Here is a 12990-nt window from a genome sequence, read left to right as displayed (position 1 = left end):
CTGTGGGATGCAAAAATAGACGATGCCATCCGGAGGCAGGGAGGGTGTGATGCTACTGCAGGCTCCGGAGCAGCTGCATAATCCCAAGCCTTCCAAAGAGCGGGAGAAGATCAGGCCTGAAGAGGAGGCGGCGGATGAGCTTTCCCGGCCGATCCATATCGCCTTCTTCCACAATAATTTTCAGGACCTCAGGATCAGAGAGTGTCCGGATGGCATGGTCAACATCATCCCCGGTCATCCTGCACCGCATCTGGTAGATCTGCATCCCAAGTGCGAGGTCGCGGCCCATGTCAGCCTTCCAGAGCCGCTCATAGGTATACAGTGCCTCAGCTGTTGTATTCCCCACTTCAAACGCCCGCACCGCTGTTGCCACGGCATGGCGGGCCGAACGGATGCCGGTATAAATACCGCCGCCGGAAGTGGGCTTCACAAGTCCTGCTGCATCCCCGCAGATCATGAGGCGATCAGCATATGTCTGCTCCAAAGGCCCAAGCGGGATTGCCCCTGTGACACAGTGAATGGAGCTGGCAGCATAGTTCCTGATGAATGCCTCAAACCGGGCAGGAAGATCAGCGCGTCCGGCAAGACCAACCCTTACTCTGGATGAAGAGACCGGGATTACCCATCCGAAGAAGTCGGGTGATGCGTCAGGATGCAGTTCAACGAACCTGGGATCGCATTCATGAGGGATTTCAGCCTGGATTCCTCCAAGTACCAGTCGGTGGCGGCCAAGGCCTGCGGATCGTGCAATACCGCTCCGTGCGCCATCTGCGGCAATGCAGATCCGGCAGCCGATCTCTTCTCCTCCCCTGATGCCTCGAGTTTTGAGAAGCCCGGGTCCAAGCCATTCCGCACGTGTCTTCAGCCTGACCTCGGCTCCTGCATCTGCGGCAGCTTTGCCCATCTCACGATCCAGCAGCGTGCGATCAACCACGCAGGCTTTCGTCTCCTTTGCATCAAAGGTGAGTTCGCTTCCCCTGCCGGAGACAAACCGGGCCCCAGAAACGGTGTTCAAAACAGAACTGTGCCCGACTTCACATTCTGCAAATGCCGACGAGCTGAGGAGTCCGGCACACTGAACGGGATGCCCGATTGTGGCATGTTCTTCGATAAGGAGAGTCGAGAGACCTGCTTCTGCCGAGAGACGGGCAGCTGTTGCACCAACCGGCCCGGCCCCGACGACGACGATATCATACATGCTGCGCCTTGATTGGTATGTGAGCCAGCAGATTAAAACGTGCTTTTTTTCACAGGTGAGGCGCACCTGTGGTTTCAGAGAGAGAGAGAGAGAGAGAGAGAGAGAGAAAGGGAGATTGGAAAACCAGCAGGGGTGGAAGAGAAGAGAGCATTGGTGCATCCCCGGTTTCAGAAGAGGTTTCAGAAGAGAGATGTGCCGGATTGACACAGGAGAATCACACGTTTTACAGGAGAAATACCCATCCCTACTCCCATTTCACCCCGAAGATCGGCTCATCGCTCTTCGGCTCGTTCAGCGGCACAACAGTTGTCTCCCAGGGGATAGCGTCTGTGCCTTTCTTCATCAGGGCAAAGAGGCGTTCAAGAGCCGCTTTCTCGGCCTCCTTCCTCGTTGCTGCACCGCCCACCTTCAGGGTGACGGTGACTGTCACCTTCCACTCATCCGGCATACCAGAATCCTCGATATATGAGAGATTGGCAGGTGATGGTAAATAAGCTCTGGTGGAATTGTGAAGCAGCAGCCCGGATTGTTCCGGCTGGGTTGCAGGAGAAGGAACTTTGTCATGAAGAATAGAATTAAACAGGTTCTTCTATACAATTACTGCATAGAACAACACCAGGGAGAAGCAGACAATACCCGCATACAGGCAGCCTGCATAATCACGGCAGATGGAGAAGCAATGAGTGCTATTATCGTCGAAAACCTCACCAAGCGATTTCACGACCTGACCGCTGTAGATAGCGTCTCCTTTGAGATCCGTGAAGGAGAGGTGTTTGGACTCCTCGGTCCAAACGGGGCTGGCAAGACGACCATCATCTCCATGCTCGCCACCCTCCTTGAACCAACAGGCGGTATTGCTCTTCTCAATGGCATTGATATCCAGAAGGATGCAGATGGAGTACGGAAATCAATAGGTATTGTCTTTCAGGACCAGAGCCTTGACGAAGAGCTGACTGCATGGGAGAACATGGACTTTCATGGCAGGCTCTACCGCATCCCCAAAAAAGTCAGGGAGGAGCGAATTGATGAGCTGCTTCGGCTTGTTGAGCTAACAGATCGACAGCAGAGCCTGGTGAAGACCTATTCGGGCGGAATGCGCAGGCGGCTTGAGATTGCCCGCGGGCTTCTGCATGAACCATCAGTCCTCTTTCTTGACGAGCCGACACTCGGCCTTGATCCCCAGACACGAAACCACCTCTGGGACTATATCCAGAACCTGAACAGAACAAAAGGCATCACCATCATCCTCACCACGCACTACATGGATGAAGCAGACCGCCTCTGTGATCGTGTCGCCATCATCGATCGTGGAACAATAGTCGCGATGGATACACCGCAGAACCTGAAGAAGATGGTGGGCGGGGATCTGGTGACGCTCACCTCACCGGATGCTGCAGAAATTGCTGCGGGGCTCGCCGCATCATGGATTATCGGCGCTACACACCATGACGGTGAGGTCTTCATCAGGCTTCGGTCAGCAGAAGAGCATATACCTGACCTCATCCGGATGGTTGGCAGCAACGGCAATCTGATCAGCTCACTCTCGATCAAGAAACCCACGTTAGAGGATGTCTTCCTTCACTATACAGGACGGAGCATGCGGGAAGAAGAAGCCGGATCCCTTGATCGCATGCGGATGATGATGCCACGGAGGAACTAAACCGATGGATATTATCTATACCCTCTGGCTCAGGAGTGTCAAGCGCTATGTCCGCTCAAAGAGCAGGGTCGTCGGCAGTCTTGGCATGCCGATCTTCTTCCTTCTCGCACTCGGATTCGGATTGAATGCTGTTGTGGATCTGCCGGGGGATTCCGGGGTGAACTACATCCAGTTCCTGGTGCCGGGGATCATCGCAATGGCAGTGCTCTTCACCTCGGTCTTTTCAGGGATCATGATCATCTGGGACAAGCAGTTTGGGTTCCTGAAAGAGACGCTGGTCGCACCGGTCTCGCGGCTTGAGATCATGCTCGGGCAGACCGTTGGCGGGGCGACAACAGCCGTCATACAGGGAGCATGCATCCTTGTTTTATCGCTCTTCATCGGGATCAGCCTGCCTTCCGTTCCGGGTTTTGCAATCGCCTTCCTCTTCATGACACTGATTGGCATCTGTTTTGCAGCACTTGGGATCGCAATTGCATCAAGGATGGAGGATATGCACGGGTTCCAGCTGATCATGAACTTTGTTGTCTTCCCGATCTTCGGCCTCTCAGGCGCACTCTTCCCGATTGAAAGCCTCCCTGGGTGGGTAATTCCCCTGACACTTGCAAACCCGCTCACCCATGGTGTCGAAGGAATCAGGTATGGACTCCTCGGCACCTCGGCAATCCACCCGCTTGTAAGCCTTGCGGTGCTCAGTGCCAGCACGGTGGTGATGATTGTTATAGGGGCATTTCTTTTCAGGAAGGCGTCTGTGTAGTTGGGATTAGGGAAGAAAATGAGGGATTTATAAACCCAATCTGATTGGCTGGCTTCAGATGATCAGAATATACCCCGATATTTCTTCCATTGCATGACAAGCTGTCGGCATTCATCCTGCGGCGGATTGCGCTTACGTAAACGCATCCTCTGCAAAGCAGTGATAGCCCTCTCAGGGGTTATCACTCCTGAATTCACCATGTAATCCAGTAGCCAGCAGGTGCCACACCATTCAACCCCCTGGGCAACCGCAACATGGATGAGCGCCCGATCTCCGGTAAGGAGAGGTCTCTTCACCTGTTTTGCAAGAACCATAACAGAGAGATCGGCATAGGAAGGTTGCGGATACCTGTCAATCAGACCCATCAATTCCCGAACTGAATCCGGACTCAGAGACAGGACAGAGAGCCCCAGATCGAGAAGCGCAGTAAACGGAGGATGCAACAGCTCTTTCTGGACGAAATCTGAGACGACAAAACTGCAGGGCAGTTGAAAGAGATCCGAAATCAGATCCGCTTCATTCAGATCGATGATCGCGTTCGTATCAATGACATACAGTTGCCGTGCTGTCACGCGAAGCGTCTCCATTCAGAACGTAAAATTCAGCGATATTCTGGTTTAAGAGTTCTGCTGCCTTTGAGACAGAGATGATACCTTCTGCAAGGGATCGATAGACAAGTGATTCGAGGGAGACTGGATCATCGCCTGCCTTTTCATCACCGGGTTCCTTTCGATTCCATCCAAGCACTGAGAACTCTTTCCTCATCCTGGTATGGGTATCTGCTGAAATAATACCAAGATCAGATGCCCTGTATATCCATGCACTCATTGAGAGTCCGTACTTCTCTTTCAAGAGCGCAAGTTCGTGAACAGATATCTGCCTGCGGCTGCTTCCAAGTTCAAAGAAGGCTCGTGTGGATGGAACCAGGAATGCACCAGCAAACCGGTGCATTACTTTTTCATGATCCATACCGTCCCCCGGTATCAGGAGGCAGTGACCAAGCTCATGGGCAAGGGTAAACCTCTGCCGTGCATACGAGAGCCCATCTCGCATCAGGATGACAAGATCATCCCCAAAACGGGTGCAGAGGGCATCGAACTTCGTAATCCCCCTGATGATCCCAATCTTCATGCCCTTATCTTCAAGCAATGAGGTGAGGTTATCAACGGGATGATCCCCAAGAACCCAGGCTTTCCGAAGAACATCTGCTGCCTGCTCAACCTCATCATAGCATGAGACTTCTCTTGGGAATCCTGCAGGCATCTCAAATATTCTGCGGATTCCGCTCAGCTCTTCAATGGAGAGGTACCGCTCCAGCCAGTCTTTCGTCTCTGCTTCAATACGCATTCTCTCCTTTCCGCTGATCTTTTTTGTCCGGAAACTGATCTGGCCATCTGGTATCTCATGGGTATGGCGGGACGGCCTGAGAAGTGCAGCAAGCGGTATCTCAAGGACTTCGCTCAGACGGATCAACACCCCCGAATCAGGCACGAGAAGACCCTTTTCAAATTTATCCACTGTTGTATGCGATCTCTCGATCTTCTGTGCCATATCGCGCAGAGACAGCCCAAGACACTTCCTCCGTACTCTGATACGCTCTCCAATGGTCATGAACAATTACACCCCCTCTCCTGATTCACCCTGAAGACTTTGTTTACAAAATGAACTTTGGAACATATATTTGTAACCCAAAGCATAACCCTATGTTATGTATTGAACGTGTGCCTGTCAGTGGGCAGATCCACGACACATCATTTCCGGATGGTGTTTCTGTGTCAATTCCAGGTGCTATCAAAAGAGCATTCAGGAGAGAAACCGTTATGGCCACCGTAGCTCATAGGTATTACTGACCGGTTGGAAGTTTTTTCATACCTTATCATCTGGCAAGGAATTTGCCTATAACAGGAATGTTGCTAATCCACGACTCTGTATTTAATACAAACCCAGCATCCGGATTGTTTTTCCTTTTTTAAGTAATCGTAAAGAAGATGAAATGTTTTATCAGTTCTCTGTTTGAAAGGAGCCCATCAAATCAGGAGGGGTGTTGTTATGACGGGCTCTCAGTAATGAGACGGACAATTACAACCGTTTTTTAACTTCCGGCACAAACCTATGAACCCGGGAGGGGAAAAGGTGGTTGTAAATCCGCTGGTATCAGATATCGGCAATTATGCGATCTGGTTTTTTGTTGTTACCAGCATTGCCGCCATGGGACTCAACCTGACGGTAAAGGAGATCATTGCCCCATGGAAGAAGAAAGGGCTCCTCTCCATCTCGCTTATTGCAAATTTTGTTGCCGTCCCGCTCTTTGCCCTTCTGATTCTCAGGATTTTTCCCCTTGATACAGGCCTTGCAACCGGCCTTCTGATCGTTGCCGCCGCTGCGGGTGCACCGTCGCTCCCAAAAGCAATCTCGATTATGAAGGGTGATGTTGCCTATGCCGTCGGGCTGACGATGATTTTGATTCTGGCAACCATCATGTACATGCCAGCAGTCCTCCCCTTCATGATCGGTAGTGTCGCAATCGATAAGACCAACACAATACTCTATCTCATCGTCTTCATGCTCATCCCGCTCATCATCACGATGGCACTGCGGGCACGGCTGCCTGAGATGGCAAAACGGATTCATCCACTCATCAGCAGGACCTCAGATCTCTCGATCATCCTTGTGCTCCTCATCTATACCTTCATCCTCTTCACAAGCGATTTCACCGTGAAAGCCGGTGCAGTTCTTGGGCTCCAGGGAGTGCTGGTTGCGATTCTCTTTATCCTTGGATCCTTTGGGATCGGCCACCTGATGGCAGGGAGAGAGAGCGGAAGCCGGGAGGTCCTTTCGTTTGGAACGGGATTCAGGAACATCTCTGCGGCCCTCGTCGTCGTCACCGCCAATTTCAGGGACCCCCAGATCATGTTCATGGTCCTTGTGATCGCCATATTCGGGATCATCTTCATGATGCTGTTTGGAGGGTTGATCTTTCAGAAAAAGCGGAAAAACAAGAAGAAAACACTATCCCGGACAACGTCAGCTATCCGCCCATAGAAGAAGAGCGGTTCCTGGCTGACGTAAAACGTATACTGTCTGATCCGGGATGGCAGGCAAAACTTTTTTGACAGGGGATCAAGAACGTACCCACTGACATGAGGCTTGCGAATGGTTTTTTGAATGAAAGCTTTTTTAGAGAATGCGCTTCAGGATGTGGTTGGATATGCGATACATGACCATAATGGGCGAAAAGAAGGCCATTCCCAGCTACCCTCACCATAGGGACTATGCCTATCGCAAACGGGAATTGTTAAATGCAAGCACACTTTTGTCTTTTTTGACCCTGTCAGGGGGTCGGGCATTCAAAGAGTGCTACAACTGTTTTAAATACACGTGTGCAGTTCCCCGGGAAGTTCTGATCGACCCGACAAATGCATGCAACCTGAAATGCAGGGGCTGCTGGGCAGGAGAGTACACCAAGAGCGATCATCTTTCATATGAGAAGCTGGATGAAGTGATTCGTGAAGCAAAAGAACTGGGTGCAATGGATATTTTGATGACAGGTGGAGAACCGCTCCTTCGGAAGAAAGACATTCTAAAGCTCGCATCCACACACAGAGATTTATTTTTTGCTGCTTTCACAAATGGAACACTGATCGATGAAGCGCTTGTTCAGCAGATGGCGAAGCTCAGGAATTTATCCGTTTTCATAAGCATCGAAGGATTCGAAGAGGAGAACGATTTCAGACGTGGAGAAGGTTCATTTTCACGGGCCATCCGGTCCATGAACCTCTTAAAACCCATGATATCAGTTTCGGCTTCTCTCTCTGTTACCATAGCCAGAATTACAAGAGCATTACGAGCGAAGAATTTTTAACCTTTTTAAAGGAGCAGGGGGCATGGTATGGCTGGGCTTTTGGCTATCGCCCTGTGGGCAGAGATGCTGATCTTTCCCTCTGTTTAGATGCCAATAAGCGAGCCTATGTACGGAAGAGATTGGATGATTTCAGGAACAAACATGATTTTACCATTGTAGACATGTTCAACGACGGGCACAAAGTGTATGGGTGCGTGGCTGCCGGGAATGGCTATCTCCATATTAATGCCCGCGGAGACGTTGAGCCCTGTGCTTTCTGTCATTACTCAGATAGCAATATCAACGAGGTTTCGCTCAAGGAAGCTATGCGTTCTCCCTTTTTCAGGGCTTTCAGAAAAGCCCAGCCTTTTACCAATAATCCACTCCGTTCCTGCCCCATGATGGATACACCCGATACATTTGTAGAGATAGTCCGGGAAACTGGTGCCAAATCCACACATAGAGAATGTCCGGAAAGCGCAGAAGAGTATGCCTTGAAAGTGAAAGATATCGCCAGTGAATGGAAGGATGTTGCAGAGAGAGAATACGCTGGCTATCCAGAGATTGAGAGGCGGAGATTTAGCGTTTTGCTGAAGTATCTGAATTTCAAAAAAAGGCTATCTGGAGATGCATAGACGATTTATTTAATTCGTTTGGGAAAAGAAGCCTGGTATGCTGATATGGGGATTTGAACCCCAGTCGTAGGAGTGAGAGTCCTACATGATTGGCCGACTACACTATATCAGCAGGCAATTTGTGCTTTAATAACTGCGTCACAAGAATATTTAATCCTTATGATATTTGCCGCATCAGCCTCTTCTCTACCCTCCATATGCACACATTTCCCGCGAACCGTCCCGCTTATTTTTCCGTTGCATTCCTGTTGCATTTCTATTACCTTCCTGTTGCATTCCTGCTGCCTTCCCGCCACCGGCAGAACGTCAACCCTGATCCTGCCGGATTGCCCGCTGTTTTGCGCACCCTGCCATAGATTCATGTCATCCGGGGACGAATTATATTGGAATGAGTAGCCTTGAAGAGCAGATCCGGGAAATTGAGGATGAGCTCAGGAATACCAAATACAATAAGGCAACATCTCTCCACATCGGCCGCCTGAAAGCCAAGATGGCCAAGCTGAAAGACGAGGCAGTCTCAAGGGCCATGAAATCCTCTGGCACCGGGGAAGGCTATTCCGTCAGAAAATCTGGTGACGGAACCGTTGTTCTCGTTGGCTTTCCATCTGTTGGTAAATCTACCCTCTTAAACCAGCTGACCGGCACAAAGAGCGAAACCGCAGATTATGCATTCACCACGCTCACTGTTGTGCCCGGCCTGATGGAGTATAAAGGCGCAAAGATCCAGATCCTGGATATTCCGGGCTTGATCGCCGGTGCTGCAATGGGGAAAGGCCGTGGAAAAGAGGTGATTGCAGTTGTCAGGACGGCTGATCTGATCATCATCCTTGGCGATGTCTTCAATGACAGGCACGTCGATGTCCTGATGAAGGAACTCTATGATGCCGGAATCAGGGTCAATACCCCAAAACCTGACATCACCATCAAGAAGACCGGAATGGGCGGTGTCAGGTTGAACACCGTCGGGCCGGTGGAGATAAATCTTGAAGAGATCAGGTCGATCCTAGCTGAAAACAAGATCATGAATGCTGACGTGCTGGTCCGTGGAAATATCAGCCAGGAGGATTTCATTGATGCGATGATCGGCAACCGCCGCTACATCCCTGCCTTCATCGCGATTAACAAGGTGGATCTCGTTGATGACCAGACAAAAAAAGAGATAGTCAAAAATCTGAAAAGCCAGTTCGGCCAGCACCCGATCATGATCTCGGCTCATTCGGGATACAATATCGATGGGCTGAAAGACGCAATCTATGAGCACCTTGGATTCATCCAGATCTTCCTAAAACCTGTTGGCGGCCCTGCCGACATGGAGGAGCCCCTGATTGTCCGGTCAGGCAGTACCGTTGAGGATGTCTGTAACCGGCTCCACCGGGATTTTGTGGACAGGTTCAGGTATGCAAAAGTCTGGGGAGATTCAGTCAAGCACGATGCACAGCGTGTCAGCCTGCCGCACGTCCTTGCAGACGGCGATATCCTGACGATCGTCACAAAACTCTAACAAACTACCCGGCCGTGCCTCTACCTCACCTGGAGAGCTCGGCTTCGAATACCTCAACTGGAGCATCTGTCAGAAGAGCTGTGCCTGAATAATGCGCACGGCTTGCCGCATACCCTGCCTCAATAAGACGCGTGAGAAGCGTATCCATTGCGGGTGGCGAGACACCAAGCCTTTTTGCTTCCTTGTGATAATCATAGTGTGGAAGAACCTCTTCCTCCTCAGAAATCATCTTCAGGAGGCGTGAGAGCCGGGCCTTTGATCCGAGTCTCATCACCTCTGCCTGCTGGTGCAGCAGAAAAGCCAGTTTTCGATCTGCAATTGCACCAATCCAGAGCGGACCGATCGGATCTGCCTTCCTCCCGCACCGGGGACAGAAGACAGCGCCCGGCAAAATTCCTGCTTCCACCTCACGATACGAACAGGACGCACAATGGTGAATGAACCCAAGCGATCGAAGGGTTTGCTCTGCCGCACGCACACCCGGCACCATCCTGATATGTGTCCTGTGGAAATGTTCAAATGCAAACGAGAGGAGCGGTTCGATCCCCCGATCATATTTCATCACTTCACGGCCCACATACCCAATCAGCATCCTGAGCCCGACTTCAGGATGGTAATCGGTATTCATCGGTTTTGCCGCATACCGCCGCATCCCCGCCTTCAGGTGGGCGCCGCAGAGTGGTGCAGTATCGGTTGCAGTCACAAAGAGAAACCGCCGGGCAGACCGGATTGCAGAATCCAGAAAGGGTGCCGGGCTCCCGAAGGGATCGAGATCAACCGCATCAAACCTCTCAGAAGATAAAAGCGCATTTGCGTCCCGGTTCACCACACGGAGAGATACACCAAGCTTTTGGGCATTGAACCTCAGCAGCCGGATCGCATCAGAGTCACGATCATTTGCTATCACGGGTATCCCGCATTCATGTGCCACCCGCAGCGCCCTGATACCCGTTGCCGTCATCAGGTCAAGATACTCAGATGGAATACATTCACGCAGCAGGAGAATCGTTGCATCCCGGTTCAGCTCCATCCGCCTGTTGAAGAAGACCTCTGCTGAACCCGGCGGGAAATGGAGTGAATCATCCTGCCGGGGAACATAGACCTCTGTTATCCCTTCTGTGATCTGAGCAAGATCCATTCCTACAATCTGGTTTTTCGCAAACCTTATACCTTCGTCACCCGAAGAATAATGGTCAACAGGGCATGTGGCCTAGTCAGGATAGGGCGTTAGCCTCCTAAGCTAATGGTCGGGGGTTCGAATCCCTCCATGCCCGCTCGTTTTTATAGAGAAAAATATCCAGCCTGGAAGGCAACATTTCCAGTCAGCCTGTTCCAGGCATCAGCAGTATCCAGACAAAAACAGTAGCAGAGGCGAATGACAAAATAGGAGCAGAGCCTATTCTCCTGTAGAATGCATATCCGAGCATATGTCAGGATCACGCGGCCGGCAAATGCAACCATATCAGGTGCAACCGCGATTCTTGCCTATTTCATCGCAACCGGCACACTCATCCCGGAAGTCCTGCTCCTCTTTGGAGCAGCTCTTCTCATAACTGCTGCTGGCAACACTATCAATGATGCATATGATGCCGCAATCGACGCCATCAACCGTCCTGACAGGCCGATACCCGCAGGAGAAATACGTATCAGATCAGCGTATCTCTATGCCTCGCTTCTCTTTCTCGGAGGAGTCTCTTGTGCGGTCCTGACAAACCCGATCTGTCTGGCAATCGCCCTCTTCAACAGTCTTCTGCTGATCCTCTATGCACGCACCCTGAAACGCACCATACTGGCAGGTAACCTTGCTGTTGCATACCTTTCAGGAAGCATCTTCCTCTTCGGCGGCGCACTTGCGGGTGTTGAAGGGATCATCATCACCCTGCCGCTCGCTGCAATCACCCTCTTTGGCACACTCGCACGCGAGATCCTAAAAGATGCAGAAGATGTTGATGGCGACAGCGCTGGCGGAGCAACTACCCTGCCGATGAGAATCGGGATCAGGAAATCAGCTCATGTTGCATTTGTCTCCGTCATTTTCGCTGTCATCGCCAGTTTCATCCCCTACCTCTGGTGGGGACTCCCCTACCTTGTCGGAATAATCATAGTTGATCTGGCGATCCTGAAGCTGATATGGAAGACACAGGCCTGCGCAACACCTGTATGCATCCGCGGCCTTGATGCAACAACGCATCTCAAGTACCTGATGTACGTCGCCCTGCTCGTATTTATGGCGGCAAGCGGAATAGAAATATTAATGCCGATGAACTAAAGGCTTAGTAAGAGAGGGGAACGATGAGGATTTATAAGAAAAATAACACCTATATCGCCAGGCCGGGATCCTATTTTGAAGGAAACGTCAAGATCCACGGAGATTTCATGGCGCCGCAGAGGACGCACTTCTGGGGGAGACTCGTTGTCGAGGGTGACTTAAACCTCGGGCCGCAATCAACAGTGGAAGGCGAGATCGTCTGCGAGAACGCTTTTATAGGCCATGATGCCGTTGTCAAGGGGAAGATCTATGTGAATGACAATGTGACGATCTGTGATCGGGCAGTACTCAATGGGATCGAGGCAGGAGGAGATATCATCATCCGTCCCGGCGCCGTGGTCGGGGATGTGAAAACAGACAATTCTGTCCTCATATACGGCAAGATAACATCAGGAACCTTAATTGGACGAAATGTGAAGATTATCGGGGATTGATTCCGGATCGATCCCGATACTGACCACATCAAAGAGATCCTGCCAGCCGACGATCGTCTCGACACACCCGTCCTTCATCGTCACGACACCCATCCCGACAAGGCCAACCCGGTTACACATATCAAGCCCCTCTTTCACCTCCATGAGACACCCGACACCGATGATCGCCTCGGGATGATACTTCTGCACCATCCGTTTAATAAACGTTGATCCCGGTATGATGAAAATCCTGTATCCAAGGGATTTCATAGCCGGGATGGTTGTACCCAGATCACATCCGCCACAACTAACACAGACGAGACCTTCAGGGGTGAGGTGAGCCGGGCATTTCGCGGAGCGGAGGCACTGTGGCAGAAATACCGCACGTTTTTCGACAGGTATCTCGGCAAATGCCTGGGTATTCATCCGGTTATCAAGCCGGATCATAAAGCGGAGCAGCTCACCTGGCTCAATGCCAATAAAGGTGCAGATACTTTTCACAACACCTTCAAGGAGAACAAGAAAGGGCCGTAAGAGAGCAGGGAAGATGACACGCCCCGACCGGATCGAGGTGACGATCAGAATCGCCATGACTATTGCCAGGGCAAAGAGGAAGAGAGCGACAAAGAGCGTCACCTCTCCAAGGATGACCATCAGGCGTTCCCATGTTGGATCGAGAATGAACATATAGTATTCAGATTATTGATCCTCTGTAT

At 51.1% G+C, this 12990-nt stretch carries 15 protein-coding genes and 2 tRNA genes; 9 read left to right on the top strand and 8 right to left on the bottom strand.

The features are described from left to right. Window positions 1-52: 52 nt before the first annotated feature. Both ABCO64_RS06160 and ABCO64_RS06155 read right to left on the bottom strand, forming a co-directional pair. Window positions 53-1198, bottom strand: coding sequence for a geranylgeranyl reductase family protein (locus ABCO64_RS06160; protein ID WP_343089288.1), 1146 nt, complete (start codon window positions 1196-1198; stop codon window positions 53-55). A gap of 244 nt (window positions 1199-1442) precedes the next feature. Further along, a complete protein-coding gene (locus tag ABCO64_RS06155) occupies window positions 1443-1646 on the bottom strand; it encodes a hypothetical protein (RefSeq protein ID WP_253458980.1) in 204 nt (67 codons plus the stop codon). A 231-nt stretch (window positions 1647-1877) separates the two neighbouring features. Between ABCO64_RS06155 and ABCO64_RS06150 the strand changes: the two genes are divergently transcribed. After that, complete coding sequence (locus ABCO64_RS06150; RefSeq protein ID WP_253459000.1) at window positions 1878-2858, top strand: ATP-binding cassette domain-containing protein; 981 nt, start codon at window positions 1878-1880, stop codon at window positions 2856-2858. Between the two features lie 4 nt (window positions 2859-2862). After that, window positions 2863-3615 (top strand): ABC transporter permease, encoded by a 753-nt coding sequence (locus tag ABCO64_RS06145; RefSeq protein ID WP_253458983.1) that lies wholly within the window; start codon window positions 2863-2865, stop codon window positions 3613-3615. A 62-nt stretch (window positions 3616-3677) separates the two neighbouring features. Here ABCO64_RS06145 and ABCO64_RS06140 read toward each other — a convergent pair whose 3' ends face one another. Together ABCO64_RS06140 and ABCO64_RS06135 are read right to left on the bottom strand one after the other, a co-directional pair. Beyond that, entirely contained in the window at window positions 3678-4187 is a 510-nt protein-coding gene (locus ABCO64_RS06140) for a PIN domain-containing protein (RefSeq protein WP_253458986.1), read from the bottom strand. Beyond that, a complete protein-coding gene (locus ABCO64_RS06135) occupies window positions 4159-5226 on the bottom strand; it encodes a helix-turn-helix domain-containing protein (RefSeq protein ID WP_253458988.1) in 1068 nt (355 codons plus the stop codon). Before ABCO64_RS06135 ends, ABCO64_RS06140 begins: the two co-directional genes overlap by 29 nt. 522 nt (window positions 5227-5748) lie before the next feature. Between ABCO64_RS06135 and ABCO64_RS06130 the strand changes: the two genes are divergently transcribed. The 3 genes from ABCO64_RS06130 (at window position 5749) to ABCO64_RS06120 (ending at window position 8091) form a co-directional block, all read left to right on the top strand. Further along, entirely contained in the window at window positions 5749-6657 is a 909-nt protein-coding gene (locus ABCO64_RS06130; RefSeq protein ID WP_253458990.1) for a bile acid:sodium symporter family protein, read from the top strand. Between the two features lie 166 nt (window positions 6658-6823). Continuing rightward, on the top strand, window positions 6824-7477 hold the full coding sequence (locus tag ABCO64_RS06125) for a radical SAM protein (protein WP_343089287.1): 654 nt from the start codon (window positions 6824-6826) through the stop codon (window positions 7475-7477). Between the two features lie 161 nt (window positions 7478-7638). After that, window positions 7639-8091, top strand: coding sequence for an SPASM domain-containing protein (locus ABCO64_RS06120; RefSeq protein ID WP_343089306.1), 453 nt, complete (start codon window positions 7639-7641; stop codon window positions 8089-8091). A gap of 38 nt (window positions 8092-8129) precedes the next feature. Here ABCO64_RS06120 and ABCO64_RS06115 read toward each other — a convergent pair. Together ABCO64_RS06115 and ABCO64_RS06110 are read right to left on the bottom strand one after the other, a co-directional pair. Then, window positions 8130-8203, bottom strand: a tRNA-Glu gene (locus ABCO64_RS06115). Continuing rightward, on the bottom strand, window positions 8199-8453 hold the full coding sequence (locus ABCO64_RS06110) for a hypothetical protein (protein ID WP_253460446.1): 255 nt from the start codon (window positions 8451-8453) through the stop codon (window positions 8199-8201). The genes ABCO64_RS06115 and ABCO64_RS06110 overlap by 5 nt, the downstream gene beginning before the upstream one ends. Window positions 8454-8479: 26 nt before the next feature. Between ABCO64_RS06110 and ABCO64_RS06105 the strand changes: the two genes are divergently transcribed. Then, window positions 8480-9592 carry an OBG GTPase family GTP-binding protein gene (locus tag ABCO64_RS06105; RefSeq protein ID WP_253460448.1) on the top strand — a complete coding sequence of 371 codons (1113 nt, stop codon included), beginning with the start codon at window positions 8480-8482 and terminating at the stop codon, window positions 9590-9592. A gap of 25 nt (window positions 9593-9617) precedes the next feature. On the opposite strand, the gene ABCO64_RS06100 is transcribed toward ABCO64_RS06105, so the two are convergent. Then, window positions 9618-10730 carry a tRNA (guanine(10)-N(2))-dimethyltransferase gene (locus ABCO64_RS06100; protein WP_253460450.1) on the bottom strand — a complete coding sequence of 371 codons (1113 nt, stop codon included), beginning with the start codon at window positions 10728-10730 and terminating at the stop codon, window positions 9618-9620. A gap of 61 nt (window positions 10731-10791) precedes the next feature. On the opposite strand from ABCO64_RS06100, the gene ABCO64_RS06095 reads away from it, so the two are divergent. From ABCO64_RS06095 to ABCO64_RS06085, 3 genes are all read left to right on the top strand, one after another. Continuing rightward, window positions 10792-10866, top strand: a tRNA-Arg gene (locus tag ABCO64_RS06095). A gap of 137 nt (window positions 10867-11003) precedes the next feature. After that, window positions 11004-11861 carry a geranylgeranylglycerol-phosphate geranylgeranyltransferase gene (locus tag ABCO64_RS06090; RefSeq protein WP_253460453.1) on the top strand — a complete coding sequence of 286 codons (858 nt, stop codon included), beginning with the start codon at window positions 11004-11006 and terminating at the stop codon, window positions 11859-11861. 23 nt (window positions 11862-11884) lie between these two features. Beyond that, window positions 11885-12295: a polymer-forming cytoskeletal protein gene (locus tag ABCO64_RS06085; RefSeq protein ID WP_253460456.1), complete on the top strand. Its 411-nt coding sequence runs from the start codon at window positions 11885-11887 to the stop codon at window positions 12293-12295. On the opposite strand, the gene ABCO64_RS06080 is transcribed toward ABCO64_RS06085, so the two are convergent. Continuing rightward, window positions 12260-12961, bottom strand: coding sequence for a DUF116 domain-containing protein (locus ABCO64_RS06080; RefSeq protein ID WP_253460459.1), 702 nt, complete (start codon window positions 12959-12961; stop codon window positions 12260-12262). The two genes, ABCO64_RS06085 and ABCO64_RS06080, sit on opposite strands and share 36 nt — an antisense overlap. Window positions 12962-12990: the final 29 nt, after the last annotated feature.

The organism is Methanocalculus natronophilus (assembly GCF_038751955.1).
GTDB classification, from domain to species: domain Archaea; phylum Halobacteriota; class Methanomicrobia; order Methanomicrobiales; family Methanocorpusculaceae; genus Methanocalculus; species Methanocalculus natronophilus.
The sequence above is the reverse complement of the archived record's forward strand: the minus strand, read 5'-3'. Positions and strand labels throughout refer to the sequence as shown.

Bases quoted from the DNA above. Each gene is read 5' to 3' on its own strand.
- ABCO64_RS06160 (WP_343089288.1), bottom strand. From the start codon at position 1,198: ATGTATGATATCGTCGTCGTCGGGGCCGGGCCGGTTGGTGCAACAGCT.
- ABCO64_RS06155 (WP_253458980.1), bottom strand. From the start codon at position 1,646: ATGCCGGATGAGTGGAAGGTGACAGTCACCGTCACCCTGAAGGTGGGC.
- ABCO64_RS06150 (WP_253459000.1), top strand. From the start codon at position 1,878: ATGAGTGCTATTATCGTCGAAAACCTCACCAAGCGATTTCACGACCTG.
- ABCO64_RS06145 (WP_253458983.1), top strand. From the start codon at position 2,863: ATGGATATTATCTATACCCTCTGGCTCAGGAGTGTCAAGCGCTATGTC.
- ABCO64_RS06135 (WP_253458988.1), bottom strand. From the start codon at position 5,226: ATGACCATTGGAGAGCGTATCAGAGTACGGAGGAAGTGTCTTGGGCTG.
- ABCO64_RS06125 (WP_343089287.1), top strand. From the start codon at position 6,824: ATGCGATACATGACCATAATGGGCGAAAAGAAGGCCATTCCCAGCTAC.
- ABCO64_RS06120 (WP_343089306.1), top strand. From the start codon at position 7,639: ATGTTCAACGACGGGCACAAAGTGTATGGGTGCGTGGCTGCCGGGAAT.
- ABCO64_RS06110 (WP_253460446.1), bottom strand. From the start codon at position 8,453: ATGAATCTATGGCAGGGTGCGCAAAACAGCGGGCAATCCGGCAGGATC.
- ABCO64_RS06105 (WP_253460448.1), top strand. From the start codon at position 8,480: ATGAGTAGCCTTGAAGAGCAGATCCGGGAAATTGAGGATGAGCTCAGG.
- ABCO64_RS06100 (WP_253460450.1), bottom strand. From the start codon at position 10,730: ATGGATCTTGCTCAGATCACAGAAGGGATAACAGAGGTCTATGTTCCC.
- ABCO64_RS06090 (WP_253460453.1), top strand. From the start codon at position 11,004: ATGCATATCCGAGCATATGTCAGGATCACGCGGCCGGCAAATGCAACC.
- ABCO64_RS06085 (WP_253460456.1), top strand. From the start codon at position 11,885: ATGAGGATTTATAAGAAAAATAACACCTATATCGCCAGGCCGGGATCC.
- ABCO64_RS06080 (WP_253460459.1), bottom strand. From the start codon at position 12,961: ATGTTCATTCTCGATCCAACATGGGAACGCCTGATGGTCATCCTTGGA.